Genomic DNA, 22,158 nt, shown 5'->3' on the forward strand with positions numbered 1-22,158 from the left:
CGGTCCGCTCCGCCGTCGCCGACGGCCCGGCACCCACGGTGCTTCAGCCCCCGGAGGGGCCCGCGGCGCTCGCCGTACCCGCGAGCGCGTCCAGGTCGCTCTTGCGCACCCGGATGACCAGCAGGGCGGTCACCAGGGCGAGCACGGCCATGGCCACGGCCGGGAGGAAGGCCGTGGAAATGCCCTTGGACAGCACCTCGTGGCCCCACGGCGCGGGGAGCTCGTGGGACTTGGCGAACGCGGCCTTCTGCTCCGGTGAGGCCTTCGCCATGAAGTCCGGGATCTGCTCCTTGGCCTCGTCCCGGCTCGCAGTACCGAAGACCGTGGTCAGGATGGAGAGACCGAGCGAACCACCCACCTGCTGCGTCGCGTTGAGAAGGCCCGACGCGGCGCCCGCCTCGTGCACGGCGACTCCGGAGACCGCCGTCAGCGTCAGGGTCACAAAGTTCAGGCCCATGCCGAAGCCGAACAACAGCATCGGGCCAAGGACCCCGCTGAGGTACGAGCTGTCCGGGGTGATGAACGTCTGCCAGCCGAGCCCCAGAGCGACGATCGATGAGCCGGTCACCATGAAGGGCTTGGGCCCGAGTACCGGCAGCAACCGCTGTGAGAGGCCCGCGCCGACCACGATCGCGGCCGTGACGGGCAGGAAGGCCAGGCCCGCCTGGATGGGCGTGTAGTCCAGGACGTTCTGGACGAAGAGCACGATGAAAAAGAACATGCCGAACATCGCCGCGGCCAGGCTCAGCATGATCACGTACGTGCCCGAGCGGTTGCGGTCGGCGAACATCCGGAGCGGAGTGATCGGCTCCTTGGCGCGGCTCTCGATGAGGACGAACGCCAGGAGCAGCACGACCGCGGCCCCGAACGACCCGAGCGTGAGGCCGTCGCGCCAGCCGTCCTCGGACGCCCTGATGAAGCCGTAGACCAGGGAGGCCATGCCTGCGGTCGAGGTCAGGGCGCCCACGAAGTCGAAGCGGCCCGGGTGCCGCTCGGACTCACTGATGTAGAGGGGGGTCAGGAAGGCGATCAGAACGCCGATGGGGACGTTTACGAACAGCACCCAGCGCCAGTCGAGCCACTCGGTGAGCATGCCGCCCGCCAGCAGGCCGATGGCGCCGCCGCCCGCGGAGACGGCCGCGAAGACGCCGAACGCGCGGTTGCGTGCTGGGCCTTCGGGGAAGGTCGTCGTGATCAGCGCGAGCGAGGTGGGCGACGCGATCGCGCCACCGACGCCCTGTAGGGCGCGTGCCGCGAGGAGTTGCCACGGCTCCTGGGCGAATCCGCCGAGGAGCGAGGCGAACGTGAACAGCAGGATGCCGAACATGAAGACCCGGCGGCGGCCGAGGATGTCACCGGCACGGCCGCCGAGCAGCAGCAGGCCGCCGAAGGTGAGGGTGTACGCACTGACGACCCAGGTGAGGTCCGTCGTCGAGAACTCCAGCGCGTCCTGGATGTGCGGGAGCGCGATGTTCACAATCGTCGCGTCCAGGACCACCATGAGTTGGCAGGCGGCGATGATGGTGAGAGCCACGCCGGGATGCCCCTCCCGGCGGGCGGCACCGGGCTTTTGATCTTGCGTTAACTGAGAGGTTGTCACTATGAGACCCCCGCAAGTGCGTTAGTGAACGCATCCGTTCACTGCCGCGCCCCACGGTAGTGAACCCCGAAGAGTGAACGCAACCGTTCACTGGGGGCTACCTCGAATCCTCAACGGAGAGATGTAGATGCCTACTTCGCGCTGGAAGACCGCTTCCGCTCAGGCGGTCTCCTCGCGCCGCCGGGGGCCCGTGCTGGAGCGCGCGATTCTCGATTCCGCGCTGGAGCAGCTCAGTACGGTCGGCTGGAACGGCCTCACGATGGAAGGTGTGGCCGCGGGTGCCCAGACGGGCAAAGCCGCGGTGTACCGTCGCTGGCCGTCCAAGGAGGACCTCGTCATCCACGCCCTGCAGGCCGGACTGCCCAAGCTCGACGAGGTGCCGGACTGCGGCAGCGTTCGGGAAGACCTGCTGCAGCTGTGCCGCCAGATGCGCGCGGCCATGACCTCCCGCCCCGGTTACGCTCTGCTCGCTGTCCTTCACGAATGTGACACGGCAACCGCCGAGCGCTTCCACGAGGTGATCGTCGAGGGTGTGATCGAGCCGAGTGTGGAACTCATCCGGCAGGTCATGCGGCGTGGAATCGAGCGCGGAGAAGTCCGTTCCGGAGCGACGGACAAGTACGTCTGCGATGTGATTCCGGCCATGATGATGTACCAGTCCAAGGTGTGCGGGAGCGAATGGCCCGACAAGGAATTCACGGACCTCATCGACCAGGTCATGGTCCCGCTGCTCCGTCCGTAGATCTTCCCGGGGCGTCTCGTGCGCCCTGGGAGGTCTTCCGGGGGCTCGCCGACACCTCGCGACGGAGCGCGTCGGCATCCGTCCGCAAGTCACGGGGGAAGCGGAATGCGGCCGCCCGGAACCGGGCGGCCGTACGGCACCCGCGGGTGCCGTGGCGCGAACCGGCCCGGGGTGAGGCGAACCGGGGTGTCGCGAGTGGTCACCGGCGGCGTACGCTGTCAGGCGCCATGCCGTACGAAGCACCCACCCATACCGTCGAGCGCTCCTTGCGCGCCACCACCGGAGCGAAGATCGTCGCCGGTGTCGACGAGGTCGGACGCGGAGCGTGGGCGGGCCCGGTCACCGTCTGTGCGGCGGTCACGGGACTGCGCAGGCCACCCGCGGGGCTCACCGACTCCAAGTTGATCAACCCCAAGCGGCGGGCCGAGCTCGCCCAGGAGCTGACGGGGTGGGTCACGGCACACGCCTTGGGCCATTCTTCGCCGGAGGAGATCGATGATCTGGGCATGACGGCAGCGCTGCGGCTCGCCGCGGTCCGCGCCCTCGAAGCACTGCCGGTGCGGCCGGACGCGGTCATTCTCGACGGGAAGCACGACTACCTCGGAGATCCGTGGCGGGTCCGTACGGTCATCAAGGGCGACCAGTCCTGTGTGGCCGTCGCGGCGGCATCGGTGATCGCCAAGGTTCAGCGCGACAAAATGATGGCCGAACTGGGCATCGAACATGCAGACTTCGGTTTTGCGGCCAACGCCGGCTATCCGTCGCCGGTGCACAAGGCCGCGCTGGCGGAACGGGGGCCCACCCCGTACCACCGGCTTTCGTGGGCGTATCTTGATGCGCTGCCCCAGTGGCGGCACCTCAAGAAAGCCCGCAGCTGGGCGGAGGGAAACGTTCCGGAAATCAAGGGCCAGCTCGGCTTTGAGTTCTGATGTTTTCCGCGGTTCCAGCCGCACTCATGTGCCACCCGCCGACGCGCGTCGCATCGGCGTTTGATAGACAACAACGCATGCCTCTCATTCCCGAGGAGCCTCAGATTCACGAGAGTGCCCAGGGTCCCCGCGCCGCTTCGGCCAACAGCCGCACCGCGCCGACCCCTCGCCCCGTACCCGGTCCGCGTCCCGCGGCTCCGTCGCGCCCCGGCCGTCCCGGCCCCGCGCGGCCGATGCCGCCCGCGCAGCGCGCGACGCGCGAGCCGGCCGTCAAGCCAGGGCCGCAGGCCCCGGCCGTGAAGCCGGGGCCCGCCGCTCCGGTCGCCCCGGAAGCCTCGGCCGACAGCGCCGCGGCTCCGCAGATCCAGTTGATCCCGGCCTCCGCCGACGGCGCCCTCGACGCCGCCGAGGAAGCCGTCGATCTGCTGCTCGACTCGGGTCGTGCTCCGGGTGAGGTCCTGGTGGTCACCACCGGCGAGCCTCACCCGTGGGCCACGCACGAGCTGTCCTTCGGCGAGGACGCCTACTGGGCCCAGCACGAGGCGGGTGACGACGTCTTCTACGCCGACGCCGTCGCCCTGTCCCGCGCCACGGCCCGCCCCGCAGTCGTTGTCGCGCTGAACGGCGGCAGCGAGGAGGCCGAGATCGCGGCCCTGCCCGCGGCGCTCGGCCGGGCCGGCGCCTTGCTGATCGTCTGCGGCGACCCGCAGCGCATCAACGCCATGCTGGGCGCGAGCGTCTGACGCTCCCGCCCGGCGGGCGAGCCGCGGTGCGTACGCCGCGGCCCGGGGGATCCACAGCCGTAGGGGTGCCGCACTGCGCTCACCCCTGCCCTGCAGCGGTGCGCCGATGCGCGTGGGGCCTCAGGGGCCGCGTCGCGCGGCACTTCGCGGTGTGGTCGACTGCCGTATGGCTTCACCACGTCGCCTAGGCCTCGACGCGTCATCACGCGCGGCCTGGCCCTCACTGCGCCGCTGAGGTCTACCGTGCCGCCACGCGCCGCGACATCTCGGACGCCGCGCCCCCGGTCCGCAGCTGACGCGGATCGCCCGCCGCGGTTCCACCCGGGGCGTGGGCCGTACCGGCGAGGTCCTCGGGCGGCGAACCGGCGCTCGGCCTACGCCCCCCGCGGCCTTCGCCGAGGACCTGCCAACCCTCCCGGGTCAGCGTGATGTACGCCCCGCACCGCAGGCCGTGCAGCGTGCAGGCGTCCCGCAGCCCCCACATCCACGCGCCGTCCTCCTGCGTCCAACGCCCGTCCCCGTCACGGCAGTAGAGCAGTACGGCGGTGCGCACCGGCGTGCGGCGGCGCAGGTCGTGGGGGATGACCCGGCGCAACTGGGCGAGCAGCGCGTTACGGAACACCCATCCGTCCACCGCGCTCGCCCGTCGGGCGAACGACGCGGAGGCTCTGATCCGCTCCTCCGGATCGAGCACGGCCACGATCGCGGTGGCCTGGGTGGGCCGGTGCCGGGCGTGCAGTCCGCTCACGACCTCGCGCGGGTTCCGGAGCAGGGGGATCTCGGCGGCCGACCACTCTGAGGGCTCAAGCATCCGGGTCGGTTGTCGACCGGTGTCGGTCGTCGCGGCAGCGGCCAGGGAATCCGATGCCGACGCCGCAGCGGACGGAGCGAATCCGAAGGTCACGGTCCTCCCTTCGGCTACGCGCCCCCAAGGAGGGCGGGGTCGGACTGGGGGGAGCGCACCGCGACACAGCCCTACCGGACCACGGGGAGCCGCGCGGGAGCGGTACCAATTCTTCCCGTCGTACTGGCTTGCGGCAACGAGCAATTGAAGCCGCCTGACCAGTATCCGCTAATACGTCTTGCATATCCCTGCCCAGGACATCGCACGGTAATGCGGACGTCACCCCTGCACGGCCAGGACCAGCGGCAACACCCCCTTCGCCCCTGCCCGTCGGAGCATGCGCGCGGAGACGGCAAGCGTCCAGCCGGTCTCCGTCGCGTCGTCGACGAGGAGCACGGGGCCGTCCGCCTCCTGGAGGGCCGCAGCCAGTGCGGGCGGCACGATCAGAGCGCCGTCCAGGGCACGCAGCCGCTGGGCGCTGTTGCTCCTCGGCACCCGTACGTCCGCCGCCTCTGCGGCGTACTCCAGCCCACCGAGGAGCGGAAGGCGGCCGATCTCGGCGATCCGCGCCCCGAGTGACTGGATCAGCTGGGGCTTCGAGCGGGAGGGCATCGTCACCACGCCCACCGGCCGGGGCCCGGCGTCGGGGCCGCCCGACGCCCAGCCGCCCGGGCCCTTGGCCCAGTCGGCCAGTACTTCCACCACGGCCTTGGTGACGTCATCGGGCACCGGGGTGTCCGGCGCCTGGGGCGCGAGCATCGGACGGAGGCGGTTGCCCCAGCCGATGTCCGACAGACGTCCCAGAGCCCGGCCCGAGGAGGCCTGTTCACCAGCGGGAATGCGGCCCTTGAGGGTCATGCCCACGGCGGCGAGTCCGGTGGGCCACATCTTGCGGGGCTCGACCTCCACACCGGGCCGGGCGAGCTCACCTCGCGCCGAATCCAGGGCCGTGGACGAGACGGCCTCGTCGAAGCGACCTCCCGCGCAGTTGTCACAGCGGCCGCACGGCGCGGCTTCCTCGTCGTCCAGCTGGCGGCGCAGGAACTCCATGCGGCAGGACGTGGTCGTGGCGTACTCGCGCATGGCCTGCTGCTCGGCCTGCCGCTGTTTGGCGACCCAGGCGTAGCGCTCGGTGTCGTACGTCCAGGGAGCGCCCGTGGCGATCCAGCCTCCTTGCACCCGGCGCACCGCACCGTCGACGTCGAGGACCTTGAGCATCGTCTCCAGGCGTGATCTGCGCAGCTCGACCAGCGGCTCCAGGGCGGGCAGTGACAGGGGGCGGTCCGCCTGACTGAGGACCTCCAGGGTGCGACGCACCTGCTCCTCGGGCGGGAAGGCCAGGGAGGCGAAGTAGTTCCAGATCGCCGTGTCCTCCTGGCCGGGCAGGAGCAGCACCTCCGCGTGGTCGACGCCGCGCCCGGCGCGGCCCACCTGCTGGTAATAGGCGATCGGCGAGGAGGGTGAGCCGAGATGGATGACGAAGCCCAGGTCGGGCTTGTCGAACCCCATCCCGAGCGCGGACGTGGCGACCAGGGCCTTCACGCGGTTGGCGAGCAGGTCCTCCTCCGCCTGCTGCCGGTCCGCGTTCTCCGTCTTGCCGGTGTACGAGGTGACGACGTGGCCGCGCTGGCGGAGGTAAGCGGTGACCTCCTCGGCAGCGGCGACCGTGAGGGTGTAGATGATTCCGGAACCCGGCAGGTCGCCCAGGTGGTCAGCTAGCCAGGCCAGACGGTGCGCCGCGTTCGGCAGTTGGAGCACGCCGAGGCTCAGGCTCTCCCGGTCGAGCGGCCCTCTCAGGACGAGGGCGTCCGACCCTCCGCCGGTACCGAGCTGGTCGGCGACGTCCGCGGTCACGCGCGCGTTGGCCGTCGCTGTCGTGGCCAGGACCGGGACGCCGGGCGGGAGGTCGGCGAGCATGGTGCGCAGTCGGCGGTAGTCGGGCCGGAAGTCGTGGCCCCAGTCGGAGATGCAGTGGGCCTCGTCGACCACCAGCAGGCCGGTCGCGGCGGCGAGCTTGGGCAGGACCTGGTCGCGGAACTCCGGGTTGTTGAGCCGCTCCGGGCTCACGAGCAGCACGTCGACGTCGCCCGCCGCGACCTCGGCCTGGATGGTGTCCCACTCCTCGGTGTTCGACGAGTTGATCGTACGGGCGCGGATACCGGCCCGTGCCGCCGACTCGACCTGGTTCCGCATGAGTGCGAGCAAGGGAGAGACGATCACGGTCGGACCGCTGCCGCGCTCCCGCAACAGCGCGGTCGCAACGAAGTACACCGCCGATTTGCCCCAGCCGGTGCGCTGCACGACGAGCGCGCGCCGCTTCTCCGCGACCAGCGCCTCGATGGCTTTCCACTGGTCCTCGCGCAGACGCGGGCCGTCCGGAGGCCGCGTCCCGTCGGACGCGGGGGAGGGGCCGCCGACGAGGCGGGCGAGGACGGCGTCGGCCGCCGTGCGCAGGTCTTCGTTGCTCATGGCTCCATGCAACCTGATGGGTCGGACATCCGGCGAACGCGACCGCCAGACTGTGGATAACTCTTGGCGTGGCCCTGCTCAGGGTTATCCACAGCCATAACCGGAGACATTGATTCCGGTGCAGAGTCGGCACATGACCCATCGCAGCGAATCAGCAGACCCGATCGACGAGACCGTCGTCACCCTTCGCACGCCCGCCGAACTAGCCGACGCCTTGCCGTACTTGCTTGGCTTCCGGCCCGAGAACAGCGTGGTCCTCATCGCCCTGCATGGCCCGCGAGGCCGATTCGGCGGACGGGCGCGCCTCGGCATCCCGGAGCGCCCGGACGACTGGCCGTCCGTCGCCGAGCAGCTGGCCCAGTGCCTCGTGAGCGGATGCGAGCGGCGCGAGGCCCGGCCGGACGGAGTCGTCGCCTTCCTCTGCCAGGAGCCGGAAGCGTTCGCGGGGGACGCTTCCGGTCAGCAGGTGATGGAGCGCCTCAGGCCGCTGGCCCAGGCACTGCGTACCGAGTGCGGAGACCTCGACGTTCCCGTCCTCGAAGTCGTGTGCGTCTCCGACGGCCGCTTCTGGACGTACTGCTGCCCGGACCAGCGCTGCTGCCCCTCCGAAGGCACCCCCTTGCTCCCGGCGGGGACGTCGGTGCTGGCTGCCGCCACCGTGTACGCGGGCTTCCAGGTCGGTCCCGCGCAGGGGCGGATCAGGGCCCGGCTCGCTCCCTGGCGGACCGCCGCCGCAAGCGACCAGGCGCGCGTGCTCCATGACACGGCGTGCGCACTCGTACCCAGGATCCTCGACGACGGCGGTCACGCCGAAGTCGCCGCCGAGACCCTCGAACTCGCCGGTCGCGTCATGGCCCGCTTGGCCGCCGCACCTCCCATCGCCGACACGCTCGAAGCCGACGTCCACGACGACGAGCTGGTCGGCCACGAGGAGGCCGCCGCGCTGATCCTCGGGCTTCAGGACCGCACGACCCGCGACCGCGCCGCCGAGTGGATGGAAGGGGACGAGGCGGTTCCGGCCCTCAGGCTCTGGCGCGCCCTGGCCCGGCGCTGCGTCCGGGAGTACCGAGAACACGCCGCCGCTCCGCTGACCCTCGCGGGCTGGGTGGCCTGGTCCCTCGGCGACCTCGCCGAAGGGCAGGAAGCGCTCACCATGGCGTTGATCGCCGATCCGCACTACGCCTTCGCCCTGCTCCTGCACCCGGCGTGCAGCGCGGATGACGACCCGGAGCCGATCCGCCGCATTCTGCGTGGCGAGCGCGCTCAACGGGACGCGACGGCACAAGGTCGGAGCCCCGTCCGATCCGACGTCCGGCAGTACGCCGAAGCAGCCGCGAACGTCGGCGGAACCAGGAGCGCCGAGACCAGCGGAGCCGAGCGCGCTGAGGTGCTGGAGCGCGACCGTCGGGAGGGCGACAATGCAGAGGGCGGCGCGAGCGCTGAGAAGCCCGGCGTGGGTACTGAGAAGCCCGACCTGGACGCCGAGAAGCCTGACATGGGCGCTGAGGAGCCCAGGAAGACTGAAGAGGCCGAGGACCAGAAGGCCCCCGGAGCGCCGGAAGTCACGCCGCCCGGGAGCTCACCGGACCGTCCGGACAGCACCGACCCTCTTGATCACGCAGGGGCCGGCGTCGGCGTCAGGACGGCGCCCCGTGGACGCCGGCGCCCGCCTCGCACTTCCGGCCCGGGCTCCCGACCCGCTTCTGGCCCGGGCTCCCGACCCGTCGGCGGCGCGGGCACGGGACCACGGAACCGACGGGACACGGTCCGCCGTGGCGCGAGGCGCGACCGGTGACCACATCGGCGGTCGGGCCCAGGTCGGAGTCGGCGGCCAAGCCCCGGCCAACGGCAGTCTCCGGTCCCCGGCCGAAGCATTCGTTCCTGACACGTGCGGCGCAGTCCGCCATGCGCATGCACCGCCGGATGGGCGGCTTCCTGGAACACATGCGTGACTTGGGGCGGTCCCGTGCCGTTCACCTGAGTGGCGGTACCCGCGTCCTCGTCGTGACGCTGTTCCGTGACCGAGTCTCCGTAGCGCAGAGAACGCAGAAGTGGCTGCCCCATGTCCGTTCCCGCCTCGTCTCCCGTCTCCCCCTGGCCCGAGAGAAGCGGCGGCCCGGAGCCGCACGCCTTCCGGGCACCCGCGTCGGCCCCCAGGCGCCCACCCAGCGGCCACGCGCCCGGCCCCGGGCCGCGTCGCTCCGCCGCGCTGCCGCCCGTGCACGACGCGCTGGTCTGCGTCGCCCTTCCCGCGCTCGCCGTCTCCACGGACCAGGGGCAGCTGAACGGCCAGGGACTGGAAGGGTTCTATCGCGCGGGCCGGCGCATGCTGTCCCGCTGCCAGGTACGCGTGGCCGGGCGCGAGCCGATCGCCGTACAGGCGCGGATGCTCTCGGCGGACAGCGCCCGCTTCGTGGCAGCTCTCCTCCCCTCGGCGGACGGAGGGCCGGACCCGGACGTCGTCGTGGAGCGGACCCGACATGCCGACGGCACCGAAAGGATCACGCTGCACAGCTCGGCCAGCCGCCCCCTGAGGCTGCCGGTCGAGGTGTCGCTGGGCACGGACCTGGCGGAGCTCGGCGCGGTCGCGTCCGGCCGCGCCGGTCCGGAACTGCCCGCCAGCGTCCACGACTCGGGCATGCGCTGGTCCTCCGGGGAAGGCCATTGTGTGGTGACGGCCGTCCCGGCGCCCAAGGACGCGCTGGCCTCCGCGGGGCTGCTGCGCTGGGAGGTGCACTTGCCACCGGGCGGCAGCCAGAGCGTGGAGCTGCGGGTAAGACCGCACGGCGCGGGGCCCCTGAGACCGGTGGGGCACGGCGTGACCAGCCCTCTGTCCTCGGCCCAAGCGGCCGGGGACGACCCCACGGTCCAGCGCCTGCTGGACACCTCGGTGGCGGACCTCAGGGCCCTGCTGCTGCGCGACCCGGCCCACCCCGCGGACCTGTACGTGGCCGCCGGAGCGCCCTGGCGGTGCGGCCTCGCGCCCGCCGAGGCCCTCACGGCCGCGCGGATGGTCCTGCCGCTCGGCACCCGGCTCGCGGAGAGCACGCTGCGTGCGCTCGCCCGCGACCAGCTCACCCGCTCCGGGCCCAGCGCGGGCATGATTCCGGGGCCGATGCGGGACACCGGCCCCCATCTGCCGCCCGGGTGCACGGGAGTGGAGGCGACCCTGCTGTTCCCCACCCTTCTCGCCGAGGCGTGGCGCTGGGGGATGCCGGAGGCCGACGTCGCGGAGCTGCTGGTGCCGGCGGAGCGCTGTCTGCGGTGGCTCCTCGAAGGCAGCGCGGCCGGGGAATTCGTGCGGGATGCCCACCCGGCCTCCCCGCCCTACGGGCCGGTGCGCTGCGAGATCCAAGCGCACGCGCACCGGGCGGCGCTGCTGGGGGCCGACCTCCTCGACGCGCTCAAGGGCTCGGGAGGAGCGGAGCTGCGGCAGTGGGCGGAGCGGCTGCGGACCCGGTTCCAGAGGGCGTTCTGGGTGGAGGACCGGACGGGCGGCAGGCCCGCCGTGGCACTCGAGCCCGACGGGCGGCCCTTGCCGCATCTCACCGGCGGTGCCGCCCACCTCCTGGACACGGGGCTCCTCGGATCCGGCGAGGTCGCCCCCGGCCTGCTCGACAAGGTGCAGACCGAGCAGGTCGCGAGGCTCCTTGGCGGGCCTGCCATGGACTCGGGCTGGGGCCTGCGCAGCCTGGGCTCGAAAGAAGCGGCGTACAACCCCTTCGGACACCGCGGTGGGGCGGTCCGGGTCCACGAGACGGCCACGGCCGTCACGGGCCTGGCGGCGGCGGGCTACGAGAAGGAAGCCGGTGCGCTGCTGCGAGGAGCGCTGGACGCCGCTGCCGCCTTCGGGTTCCGGCTGCCGGAGATGTACGGCGGCGAGCAGCGGGTGGCCGGGAGCGCACCGCTCCCACACCCCGCGGCCTGCCGCCCCGCGGCCGTCAGCGCTGCAGCCGGAGTGCAGCTCCTGACCGTGCTGGCCGGGATCCGCCCGGACGCTCCGGCAGGCACGGTGACGCTCCGGCCGGTCCGCAGTGCGCCCTTGGGAGAGCTGGGCCTGACGGCGCTGCGCGTGTCGGGCGCGCCCTTCTCCGTACGTGTCAGCAGGCTCGGCCTCGCCATGGTGGAGGAGGCGGCCGACGGGCTGCAGTTGGGGGTGTGATGCTGCTGAGCCACGGCACCACGGGTGCGACGGGCCGGACGGGAGGGCCTCAGAGAGCGGGGCCGGAAGCAGATGGTGTAGGAGGTGTTTATCGTCAGGCAGACGACTATGATCGCGGCATGTCGCCCTACGACCCGTCGGCCTTCCCGCCCTTCGCTGTCACCGTCGATCTGGTCGTGCTGACCGTGCGCCGTCACGCCCTGTGCGCCCTGGCCGTGCGCCGTGGTGAGCCGCCGTTCCAGGGGCGTTGGGCACTGCCCGGGGGTTTCGTGCGGGCGGACGAGGACCTCTCGGCGGCCGCGGCGCGCGAGCTGGTGGAGGAGACGGGGCTCTGTGCCCACGACCCGGACAGTCCGGTTCAGGCCAATGGTGCGCACCTCGAGCAGCTGGCCACGTACGGCGACCCCAAGCGCGACCCGCGGATGCGTGTGGTCAGCGTCGCCCACCTCGCCCTCGCGCCGGACCTGCCGGCGCCCCGTCCCGGCGGTGACGCGCACAGCGCGCGCTGGGCCCCGGTCGAGGCCCTGCTCCACCAGGGCGGGTACGGCAGAGAGGGGGAGCAGGCCGCGCCGCTGGCGTTCGACCATGCGCAGATCCTCTCGGACGGAGTGGAGCGCGCCCGTTCGAAGATCGAATACTCCTCGCTGGCGACGGCGTTCTGCCCGCCGGAGTTCACGGTCGGCGAACTGCGGCGCGTGTACGAAGCGGTATGGGGTGTCGCCCTCGACCCGCGCAACTTCCACCGGAAGGTGACGGGCACGCCGGGATTCCTGGTGCCCACAGGGGGGACGACGACGCGCCAGGGCGGCCGCCCGGCCCAGCTCTTCCGCGCAGGAGGCGCGACGCTCCTCAACCCGCCGATGCTGAGGCCCGACGTCTGATCCGGCCCGGGTTCGACGGCTGCCCGCTGTCCGGCGTGGGCGCGTCGTCGGCCGCATGAGGGCTGGGGATTGACACCCGCAGTCCATGCCCTGAGCGAAAAGCCAGAAATGTCGCGTTATCTTGCTGCGGTACCCACGGGGCTCGTCCGTCCCCGATCCGGCGGACCGGTCCCGCCCGCGAGCGGTCGCACATCCTGCGAGAGAAGCGATGATCCAGGCCATCGGACTGACCAGCAACCCCCGCAAGGACCTCCCGCCCGCCGTCGACGACGTCTCCTTCCAAGCGCGCACGGGCCGTGTCACCGCGCTTCTGGGCGCCTCGGGCGGAGGCAAGACGACGACGCTCAGATTGATGCTCGAACTCCAACAGGGGCGCGGCGTCACCTACTTCAGAGGGCGGCAGCTGCACCGCATCGCGCACCCGTCGCGCGAGGTGGGCGTCCTGCTCGGTGATGTCCCGGGGCACCCGGCCCGCACGGTGAGAGGCCATCTGCGCATGCTCTGCGCCGCGGTGGGCGCGCCTGTCACACGCGCCGATGACGTACTCGAAGGGGTCGGGCTCGTCAGCCTGCGTGAGCAGCGCCTCGGCACGCTCTCCCGCGGGATGGACCGCCGCCTCGGGCTGGCCTGTGCGCTGCTCGCGGACCCGCACACCCTCGTTCTGGACGAGCCCACCGGCAGCCTTTCGGCCCGCGAGAGCGACTGGCTGCACGGCATCCTGCGGGCCCATGCCGCGCGGGGAGGCACGGTCCTGTTCACCACGGACGACACCAAGGAAGCGGCTCGGACCGCCGACCGGGTCGTCGCCCTGGACGCGGGGCGGCTCGTCGCGGATCAGGACGCGGCGGAGTTCGCCCGCACACGGCTCAGGCCCCGGGTCGCCGTGCGCAGCCCGCATGCCGCACGTCTCGCCGCCTTGATCGCCAAGGAGGCCCGCTCGCGGCACCGGTCCGTCGAGGTGGTGCAGGAGGACGGCAGCCGTCTTTCGGTCTACGGAAGTACATGCGGGGAGGTGGGGGAGGCCGCGTTCCGCCACGGCATTCTCGTGCATCAACTTGCCGACGAAGTCGGGGACGCGGGCCACACCCTGGCTGATGCGCGGGAGCGGGCGCCGGTAGGGCAGGGGCGTAGGGCGGCGCTCGAAGGCGGGCCGGGCGCGCAGAGCGGCCCCGCGGCGCAGCAGAGGCCCGTGAGCTCCGCGGTATGCGCCTCGGGTGAGCGGCGAGAGTCGCTCGAGGAAGCCGCTCCCACGTCTGCGTACGACACGGCGGTCGAGCACTCGCCCGCCACCGGCGGCACTTCTCCGGCGCCGGACACCGATGCCGCCACTTCGAGCGCGCCTTGTGCTTCGAGTACGCCACGCGCTTCGAGTACGCCACGCGCTTCGAGCGCACCGCAGTCCCCGTCGTCTCCCTTGCCCCCTCCCATCGCCCTGCGCACGGCACCGAACCCGCTGCGTCCGCTGCGCTACGAGGTGCGCCGCGCCGCCGGTGTCGGCACCGGATACCTCACGGCGGCTGCGGTGATCGCCTTGTCCGCACTCCTGTGCCTGTTCCTCGCCCGGACCGGACGCACGCCGCAGCTGCACCTGCTCGCTGCGTGGCCCAGCGAACTTCCACTGCCGCCCGCGGCCCTGGGTGCCGGGCTGCTGGGCGCGCTCGCCTTCGGTGAGGAGTTCCGCCACCCCGCCCTCGCTGCGGATCGCGGCACCGTGCCCCGCCGCCTGGGGCTGCTCGTCGCGAAGCTCGCCGTCGCCGCCGCCACCGCGCTGCTGCTCGCCGGGCTCACTGTGGGGTGCGACGCCTTGCTGCTCCACCTGGTATACGGAGGCGAGCTCACAGAAGTTCCCTCCGACTGGCTTTCGGCGAGCGTCAGTTGGATTTCCCTGATGATCGGATGCGCTTGGGCCGGAGTGCTGGCTGCCGGAGTCTTCCGGTCCACCACCGCTGGACTCGCCGCGGTGCTCGCGGTGCCGATCGTCGTCGTACCGCTCGTACAGAAGGCGCTGGAAGGGCCGTCCGTTCGATCGGCCGCTGGATTTCCGGGGCGGCTGCGAGAGCTCACGCTGGTGGAGTGGCCGTTCGGCGCCGAGCGGTACGTCGTCGGAGGGCTGAGGGTGGTGGCTCAACCCGTGGGCAGCGCGCTGATGTTGTCGCTCGTCGCGCTGCTCGGCGCGTACCTGCTGACGGCGGTCCGTGGGCGGGCGCGCTGACGCCTCCGCCGCCTTCGGCGAGCACGGGGGACGGGCCGCGGCCGTCGACGCGTGTCGGTCTCCTGATCGGGCCGCTGACGAGCGTCTGCCGCCTTTCGGCCCCGCGTTGTGCGCAAGTCTTCGCAGGACAGCCACTTCTTTCCGATAAGGCGTCAATTGCAGCGAGGTAAGCGATCACCCTTTCGTGTGCTTTTCACCAAAGACCTCAAGGGACTTGGGGGCCAGGCCGACAACTGAATCCGTGAGTACCCTTGCGCACACCATGATGACCACCGCCCGCTCCGCAGACACCGGCCTCGCCGGCCCGGGCGAACTCGACCGCTACCCCTACGCCGAGGCCCACGGCGCCGACCGCGTGGTCGCGCCCGCCTGGGACAGCGCCGACCAGGACCTGGCCCGCGTGGGCCGACGAGCGGCCGGAAGCCGCGGCCGCGGACTGCACGGCCAACTGGTCCAGCAGCTGGGCCAGATGATCGTCTCCGGGGACCTGGGCGCCGACCGGCCCCTCGTCCCGGAGGAGATCGGTCAGCGGTTCGAGGTCTCCCGCACCGTCGTCCGCGAATCCCTGCGCGTCCTGGAGGCCAAGGGCCTCGTCAGCGCCCGCCCCAACGTCGGCACGCGCGTGCGCCCGGTCAGCGACTGGAACCTGCTCGACCCGGACATCATCGAGTGGCGGGCGTTCGGCCCGCAGCGCGACGACCAGCGCCGCGAGCTCAGCGAGCTCCGCTGGACGATCGAGCCGCTCGCGGCCCGGCTCGCCGCCGGGCACGGCCGGGAAGAGATCCAGCAGCGCCTCGCCGACATGGTCGAGATCATGCGGCACGCGCTCGGCCAGGGCGACTCGATCACCTTCGCCCGCGCGGACGCCGAGTTCCACTCGCTGCTCATCCAGGTCGCGGGCAACCGCATGCTGGAGCACCTGTCCGGCATCGTCTCGGCCGCCCTTCAGGTCTCCGGCGGCCCCGTCACCGGCTGTGACCGCCCCACTGAGGCCTCGCTGGCCCACCACGGCCGGATCGTCGACGCCCTCGCCTCGGGCGACGGAGCCGCCGCCGAGGCCGCCACGCGCCAGCTCCTGACCGTCCACCCGGAGGTGGAGCGGGTCGTGCCCGCCCCTCGCGAGCACTGACCGCGCATCCGCGTCGGCACCGCAGCCGTGCGCGCCGCGCAGCATCGTTTCGCTGCCTCCCCTTCCGCTGACCGCTCCCGTGTCGCCGGACTCCCGGGGCCCTGTCCGGGGCCGGGGGCCCGGCGACACGGGCGCAGCAGCCTCGGGACGGGAGCCGCGGAGGCGCAGGCATGCGCTCGCCGGGCCTGGGGATGCGCGAGCCCGGCGTGAGGAAACGTGTCGGCAGCCCCGAAGAAACGGCCGTAGTCAAGGGCTAATGGTTGAAGGTACGACCACTCTTCGCCGGATGCTCGTCGACTCTGACCGGATCTGGACGTTTTTAGACGCATACGGGGTGTGACTCGGGCCACGTAGATTGGGCGTAACGCTCCCAGAGGCAGCGCGATGACCTAAGAGGTGACAGCCGAGGAGGGAATACAGACGTCGTTCACGGCGCTGTGCAGCTCCACGGTCCCGCCCGCGCCGTCGGCACAATCCCCAGCCGTCGGTCGTCGGCTCCGATCCATGGTGGACGGGGCCGGAAGCCGTTTTCCAACGTTCCGAGAGGTTGTTCGTGTCGGCCAGCACATCCCGTACGCTCCCGCCGGAGATTGCCGAATCCGTCTCTGTGATGGCGCTCATCGAGCGGGGAAAGGCTGATGGGCAGATCGCCGGCGACGACGTGCGTCGTGCCTTCGAAGCTGACCAGATCCCGGCCACTCAGTGGAAGAACGTTCTGCGCAGCCTCAACCAGATCCTCGAGGAAGAGGGTGTGACGCTGATGGTCAGTGCCGCGGAGCCGAAGCGCCCCCGCAAGAGCGTCGCAGCGAAGAGTCCGGCCAAGCGCACCGCGACCAGGACGGTCGCGGCCAAGACCACCACCGTGAAGCAGACCACCGCCACGGCCGCTTCCGCGAAGTCGGCCGCCGAAGGCGTGGACGAGGACGGCACCGCCAAGAAGGCCGCTGCCAAGAAGACGACGGCCAAGAAGACCGTCACGAAGAAGACCGCCGCCAAGAAGACGACGGCCAAGAAGACCGCCTCCAAGAAGGACGCCGGTGAGTTCCTCGACGAGGAGGCCACCGAGGAGACGCCCGCCGTGGGCAAGCCCGGCGAGGGCGAGCCCGCGGAGGAGGGCGCCCAGGGCTTCGTCCTGTCCGACGAGGACGAGGACGACGCGCCCGCGCAGCAGGTCGCCGCGGCCGGCGCCACCGCCGACCCGGTCAAGGACTACCTGAAGCAGATCGGCAAGGTCCCCCTGCTCAACGCCGAGCAGGAGGTCGAGCTCGCCAAGCGCATCGAGGCCGGCCTGTTCGCCGAGGACAAGCTCGCCAACGCCGACAAGCTCGCGCCGAAGCTCAAGCGCGAGCTGGAGATCATCGCCGAGGACGGCCGCCGCGCCAAGAACCACCTCCTGGAGGCCAACCTCCGTCTGGTGGTCTCCCTGGCCAAGCGCTACACGGGCCGCGGCATGCTCTTCCTGGACCTCATCCAGGAGGGCAACCTCGGTCTGATCCGCGCGGTCGAGAAGTTCGACTACACCAAGGGCTACAAGTTCTCCACGTACGCCACCTGGTGGATCCGTCAGGCGATCACCCGCGCCATGGCCGACCAGGCCCGCACCATCCGTATCCCGGTGCACATGGTCGAGGTCATCAACAAGCTCGCGCGCGTGCAGCGCCAGATGCTCCAGGACCTGGGCCGCGAGCCCACCCCGGAGGAGCTGGCCAAGGAACTCGACATGACCCCGGAGAAGGTCATCGAGGTCCAGAAGTACGGCCGCGAGCCCATCTCCCTGCACACCCCGCTGGGCGAGGACGGCGACAGCGAGTTCGGTGACCTCATCGAGGACTCCGAGGCCGTCGTCCCGGCCGACGCCGTCAGCTTCACGCTCCTCCAGGAGCAGCTGCACTCCGTCCTCGACACCCTGTCCGAGCGCGAGGCGGGCGTCGTCTCGATGCGCTTCGGTCTCACCGACGGTCAGCCGAAGACCCTCGACGAGATCGGCAAGGTCTACGGGGTGACGCGTGAGCGCATCCGTCAGATCGAGTCGAAGACGATGTCGAAGCTGCGCCACCCGTCGCGCTCGCAGGTCCTGCGCGACTACCTGGACTAGATCCCGGCTTCTCGGCCTCGTCACGTCACCGGGCCGCGTCGCAGGACAACCGGAAGACCCGGAGTCCCTCCCGCAAGGGAAGGGCCCCGGGTCTTTCGTCTGTCCGCGTGGCAGAGTGTGCGGCGCGCGCGACGGTAGTTGACTCTGGGTACGCGATGGCAACCCAGAGTGAGGAGATCGCATGCGTCGTCCCTTCGCCCGAGCGCTGGTGGGAACGCTGACCCTGGGGGCCGCGGTGGCAGCCCTGCCGCTGGCTTCCCCGCCGCCTGTGGCGGCCGACAGCGTGGTCGTCGGAGGTGCGCCCGCGCGGGTGGCGGACAGCCCGTGGGCGGTGGCGCTCGCCAGCCGTGACCAGTTCGGGGGTACGCGCTCGGGCCAGTTCTGCGGTGGTGTCGTGGTCGCGCCGTCGACGGTCCTGACCGCGGCCCACTGCATGGGCGAGGAGGTGCTCGGCGTGCCCTTCCGAGAGATGAAGGACCTCAGGGTGATCGCCGACCGTGAGGACCTGGACGGCACTGCGGGCAGTGAGATCCCCGTGCAGGACGTATGGGTCAATCCCGAGTACGACCCGTACACGAACGCCGGTGACGTCGCGGTCCTCACCTTGTCCAAGCCGCTCCCGAAGACCCAGGCGATCCCCATGGCGCGTGCCGGGGACACCGCGTACGAGCCGGGCACGGGCGCTGCCGTGTACGGCTGGGGCGATACGACGGGGATGGGTCACTACGCGCGCACGCTGCGTTCCGCGCGCGTGACGGTGCTGGCGGACTCGGTGTGCGAGCGGGCCTACCGGGGCAGCGTCGACGGGACGTACACGCGCTCTTCGATGCTGTGCGCGGGCGAACCGCAGGGGGGCCGGGACGCCTGCCAGGGAGACAGCGGTGGGCCGCTGGTCGCCCACGGACGGCTCATCGGCCTGGTGTCGTGGGGAAGCGGCTGCGGCCGGGCGGACAGCCCCGGGGTCTATACGCGCGTCTCGGACGTTGCTCGGGTGGTGCAGCGGTACGTGTAGGAGCTGCGGTGGGCTGGGGGCCCAGGAGGGCCCCTGGCGCCCCATGGGTGGCCGCTGGCCGCTTGAAGGGCTGCAGCGACGCCCTTGAAGGCTGGGTGGCTCCGGATCGCGTTACGAGACGGAGTTGCGAGCCCAGGAGGCCTGCAATGGAGACGCTGTGTGGCCCCTGGAGGCCTCGCCCAGGCCCCTGGCAGTGCCCGGCGGGTCCCCTGGCGGCTCGGGGCGTGGATGGCCCGGCAGGGGCCGGGAATGAGAGCGGGCGGCTGCCCCTGGGTTGCAGGGGTAGCCGCCCGTGCCGGTCTGGTGGTCCGGCGCTCGCTCGTCGTGGGTGCGAGGCGTCAGCGTTCCTCTTCGGTCACGCTGGCCGGCACGGCCGTCAGGCGCTCCGTCTCGTCCTGTATCTCGGCGGCGATCTTCTTGAGTTCCGGCTCGAACTTGCGACCGTGGTGGGCGCAGAAGAGCAGTTCACCGCCACTCAGCAGGACGACGCGCAGATATGCCTGGGCGCCGCAGCGGTCGCAGCGGTCAGCGGCCGTCAGGGGGCTCGCGGGGGTCAGAACAGTAGTCACGTCGCCTCTTCTCTAGCTCGACGAGCTGTCGTACCAGGGTCAACATCCAACCAGCCCGAAAACGTTCCCGCTCGTGGCTTTTCCTCGATTTTTTCTTTCGAGGAGGCTGTCTGCTGCCGGTTGGCGGCGAATGAGCCGTATTGCGTGTCTTACGTGTCGTACGGTTTCGCGCTGTCTGTCAGGTCAGGTCCTTCGCCGGCTGGCTTGCCGGTTGTTCATGAGGACGTGCCCGGAGCCTAAATGGTTCATGCCTGGAAGGGAACGTGACGTGCGCTTCACTCCATCGAGGGATCGAACACGCGTACGCTTCTGGACTAGTCTGGACCTGGTGCGGGTTGACTTGAGGGTGGCGTGACAACGGCTCTACCAGGCCTCGGTACCCTCTCACCGGCAGCAGAAGCCGAGCCCTTACCCCCAAGGGCCTCCCTTGAAATTCAGCGAGGAGCGAACCGCGTGACCGCCGAGACGTCCACAGCGTTGCTGACAGGAGCCGACCGGGACGGTTCCAACTACACCGCGCGGCACCTGCTCGTCCTGGAAGGGCTCGAGGCCGTCCGCAAGCGTCCGGGCATGTACATCGGCTCGACGGACAGCCGCGGCCTGATGCACTGCCTCTGGGAGATCATCGACAACTCCGTCGACGAGGCCCTGGGCGGGTTCTGTGACCACATCGAGGTCATCCTGCACGACGACGCCTCCGTGGAGGTCCGGGACAACGGCCGAGGTATCCCCGTGGATGTCGAGCCGAAGACCGGGCTCTCCGGAGTCGAGGTCGTCATGACCAAGCTGCACGCGGGCGGCAAGTTCGGCGGCGGCTCGTACGCGGCCTCCGGCGGTCTGCACGGCGTGGGCGCTTCCGTGGTGAACGCCCTGTCGGCCCGTCTGGACGTCGAAGTGGATCGTGCCGGGCACACACACGCCATTAGCTTCCGACGTGGCGTTCCCGGTGCGTTCGCAAAGGCGGGTCCCGATGCGGCCTTCGACTCGGCGGCGCGCCTGACCAAGGTCAAGAAGGTCCCCAAGGCCCGCACCGGCACTCGCGTGCGGTACTGGGCCGACCGCCAGATCTTCCTGAAGGACGCCAAGCTCAGCCTGGAGAACCTGCACCAGCGCGCGCGTCAGACCGCTTTCCTGGTGCCGGGTCTGACCATCGTCGTCCGCGATGAGTACGGCCTCGGCGAGGGCGGCACGAAGGGTGAGGAATCCTTCCGCTTCGACGGTGGCATCAGCGAATTCTGTGAATACCTGGCACAGGACAAGGCGGTCTGCGACGTCCTGCGCTTCTCCGGGCAGGGCACCTTCAAGGAGACCGTTCCGGTCCTCGACGACCACGGCCAGATGACGCCGACGGAGGTCACCCGCGAGCTGGGCGTGGACGTCGCCCTGCGCTGGGGCACCGGGTACGACACGTCGATCAGGTCCTTCGTCAACATCATCGCCACGCCCAAGGGCGGCACCCACGTCACCGGCTTCGAGCGGTCCCTCACCAAGACGGTGAACGAGGTGCTGCGCACCCAGAAGCTGCTGCGCGTCGCCGAGGACGACGTCGTCAAGGACGACGCCCTGGAGGGGCTGACGGCCGTCGTGACCGTCCGTCTGGCCGAGCCGCAGTTCGAAGGCCAGACCAAGGAAGTCCTCGGCACGTCGGCGGCCAACCGCATCGTCGCCAACGTCATCGCCAAGGAACTCAAGGCGTTCCTGACCTCCACCAAGCGGGACGCCAAGGCGCAGGCCCGCGCCGTCATGGAGAAGGTCGTCGCCGCCGCCCGGACGCGCATCGCCGCCCGGCAGCACAAGGACGCCCAGCGCCGTAAGACCGCGCTCGAGTCCTCCTCGCTCCCGGCGAAGCTCGCCGACTGCCGCAGCGACGACGTCGACCGCAGCGAGCTCTTCATCGTCGAGGGTGACTCCGCGCTCGGCACGGCCAAGCTCGCCCGGAACTCCGAGTTCCAGGCCCTTCTGCCGATCCGTGGCAAGATCCTCAACGTCCAGAAGTCGTCCGTTTCGGACATGCTCAAGAACGCCGAGTGCGGCGCGATCATCCAGGTCATAGGAGCGGGGTCCGGCCGGACCTTCGACATCGACGCCGCCCGCTACGGCAAGATCATTCTGCTGGTCGACGCCGACGTGGACGGTGCCCACATCCGCTGCCTGCTCCTGACCCTCTTCCAGCGCTACATGCGGCCGATGGTCGAGGCCGGCCGCGTCTTCGCCGCCGTCCCGCCGCTGCACCGCATCGAGCTGACCCAGCCCAAGAAGGGCCAGGACAAGTACGTCTACACGTACTCGGACCGCGAGCTGCGGGAGACCCTGCTCGAGTTCGAGCGCAAGGGCGTGCGGTACAAGGACTCCATCCAGCGCTACAAGGGCCTCGGTGAGATGGACGCCGATCAGCTGGCCGAGACCACGATGGACCCGCGCCACCGCACGCTGCGCCGCATCAACATCACCGACCTCGAATCGGCCGAGCAGGTCTTCGACCTGCTCATGGGCAATGAGGTCGCTCCTCGTAAGGAGTTCATCACGAGCTCCGCGGCGACGCTGGACCGCTCGCGGATCGACGCGTAGGCACGGGCCGGTGGCCGGTAGGGCGGGGCGGGGCGGGGCGAGCTGGGTGTCGGGCAGGCAGAGTCCGTCAGGCGGCACGCCGGTGGTCTGCTGGCTGGCAGGCGAGCTGTCGACTGGGCGTTGTCCGTCCGCCGACCCGCCATGCCCGCCGACCCGCCACGTCGGGTGTCTCCACCCTCGGGTGGAGGCAGCTAATCCACCCT

The 22,158-nt window shown here is 71.0% G+C and carries 15 protein-coding genes; 11 read left to right on the top strand and 4 right to left on the bottom strand.

Features of this window, described 5'->3' with window-relative positions; translation table 11 throughout:
- Positions 1 to 43: 43 nt before the first annotated feature.
- A complete protein-coding gene (locus MQV74_RS30025; RefSeq protein WP_242724614.1) occupies positions 44 to 1,600 on the bottom strand; it encodes an MFS transporter in 1,557 nt (518 codons plus the stop codon).
- Between the two features lie 127 nt (positions 1,601 to 1,727).
- Between MQV74_RS30025 and MQV74_RS30030 the strand changes: the two genes are divergently transcribed.
- From MQV74_RS30030 to MQV74_RS30040, 3 genes are all read left to right on the top strand, one after another.
- A complete protein-coding gene (locus MQV74_RS30030; protein WP_242724621.1) occupies positions 1,728 to 2,342 on the top strand; it encodes a TetR/AcrR family transcriptional regulator in 615 nt (204 codons plus the stop codon).
- Between the two features lie 227 nt (positions 2,343 to 2,569).
- Complete coding sequence (locus MQV74_RS30035) at positions 2,570 to 3,271, top strand: ribonuclease HII (RefSeq protein ID WP_138962204.1); 702 nt, start codon at positions 2,570 to 2,572, stop codon at positions 3,269 to 3,271.
- Between the two features lie 77 nt (positions 3,272 to 3,348).
- Positions 3,349 to 4,014, top strand: coding sequence for a hypothetical protein (locus MQV74_RS30040; protein WP_242724623.1), 666 nt, complete (start codon positions 3,349 to 3,351; stop codon positions 4,012 to 4,014).
- A gap of 238 nt (positions 4,015 to 4,252) precedes the next feature.
- Here MQV74_RS30040 and MQV74_RS30045 read toward each other — a convergent pair whose 3' ends face one another.
- A complete protein-coding gene (locus MQV74_RS30045) occupies positions 4,253 to 4,918 on the bottom strand; it encodes a hypothetical protein (RefSeq protein ID WP_242724625.1) in 666 nt (221 codons plus the stop codon).
- A 219-nt stretch (positions 4,919 to 5,137) separates the two neighbouring features.
- Positions 5,138 to 7,327 carry a RecQ family ATP-dependent DNA helicase gene (locus MQV74_RS30050; protein ID WP_242724627.1) on the bottom strand — a complete coding sequence of 730 codons (2,190 nt, stop codon included), beginning with the start codon at positions 7,325 to 7,327 and terminating at the stop codon, positions 5,138 to 5,140.
- 133 nt (positions 7,328 to 7,460) lie between these two features.
- Between MQV74_RS30050 and MQV74_RS30055 the strand changes: the two genes are divergently transcribed.
- The 7 genes from MQV74_RS30055 to MQV74_RS30090 all read left to right on the top strand — a co-directional run bounded on the left by MQV74_RS30055 (position 7,461) and on the right by MQV74_RS30090 (position 18,818).
- The gene (locus MQV74_RS30055; protein ID WP_242724629.1) at positions 7,461 to 9,122 is read left to right on the top strand and encodes a DUF4192 domain-containing protein; all 1,662 of its coding nucleotides are present in this window, start codon (positions 7,461 to 7,463) and stop codon (positions 9,120 to 9,122) included.
- Between the two features lie 414 nt (positions 9,123 to 9,536).
- Positions 9,537 to 11,489, top strand: coding sequence for a glycogen debranching N-terminal domain-containing protein (locus tag MQV74_RS30060; RefSeq protein WP_242729231.1), 1,953 nt, complete (start codon positions 9,537 to 9,539; stop codon positions 11,487 to 11,489).
- A gap of 119 nt (positions 11,490 to 11,608) precedes the next feature.
- Positions 11,609 to 12,370 (top strand): NUDIX hydrolase, encoded by a 762-nt coding sequence (locus MQV74_RS30065; RefSeq protein WP_242724631.1) that lies wholly within the window; start codon positions 11,609 to 11,611, stop codon positions 12,368 to 12,370.
- A gap of 208 nt (positions 12,371 to 12,578) precedes the next feature.
- Positions 12,579 to 14,582 (top strand): ATP-binding cassette domain-containing protein, encoded by a 2,004-nt coding sequence (locus MQV74_RS30070; RefSeq protein ID WP_242724639.1) that lies wholly within the window; start codon positions 12,579 to 12,581, stop codon positions 14,580 to 14,582.
- 241 nt (positions 14,583 to 14,823) lie between these two features.
- A complete protein-coding gene (locus MQV74_RS30075) occupies positions 14,824 to 15,711 on the top strand; it encodes a FadR/GntR family transcriptional regulator (protein WP_242724641.1) in 888 nt (295 codons plus the stop codon).
- 547 nt (positions 15,712 to 16,258) lie between these two features.
- Entirely contained in the window at positions 16,259 to 17,806 is a 1,548-nt protein-coding gene (locus tag MQV74_RS30085) for an RNA polymerase sigma factor (RefSeq protein ID WP_172386539.1), read from the top strand.
- A gap of 181 nt (positions 17,807 to 17,987) precedes the next feature.
- Positions 17,988 to 18,818, top strand: coding sequence for a S1 family peptidase (locus MQV74_RS30090; RefSeq protein WP_242724650.1), 831 nt, complete (start codon positions 17,988 to 17,990; stop codon positions 18,816 to 18,818).
- A gap of 338 nt (positions 18,819 to 19,156) precedes the next feature.
- Here the strand turns inward: MQV74_RS30090 and MQV74_RS30095 are convergent, their stop codons facing one another.
- Positions 19,157 to 19,387 (bottom strand): DUF7455 domain-containing protein, encoded by a 231-nt coding sequence (locus tag MQV74_RS30095; RefSeq protein ID WP_138962214.1) that lies wholly within the window; start codon positions 19,385 to 19,387, stop codon positions 19,157 to 19,159.
- 453 nt (positions 19,388 to 19,840) lie between these two features.
- On the opposite strand from MQV74_RS30095, the gene MQV74_RS30100 reads away from it, so the two are divergent.
- Entirely contained in the window at positions 19,841 to 21,955 is a 2,115-nt protein-coding gene (locus tag MQV74_RS30100) for a DNA gyrase/topoisomerase IV subunit B (RefSeq protein WP_242724652.1), read from the top strand.
- The last annotated feature ends 203 nt before the right edge of the window (positions 21,956 to 22,158 follow it).

The sequence above is a fragment of the Streptomyces sp. AN091965 genome (assembly GCF_022698285.1).
In the GTDB taxonomy this organism is placed as follows: domain Bacteria; phylum Actinomycetota; class Actinomycetes; order Streptomycetales; family Streptomycetaceae; genus Streptomyces.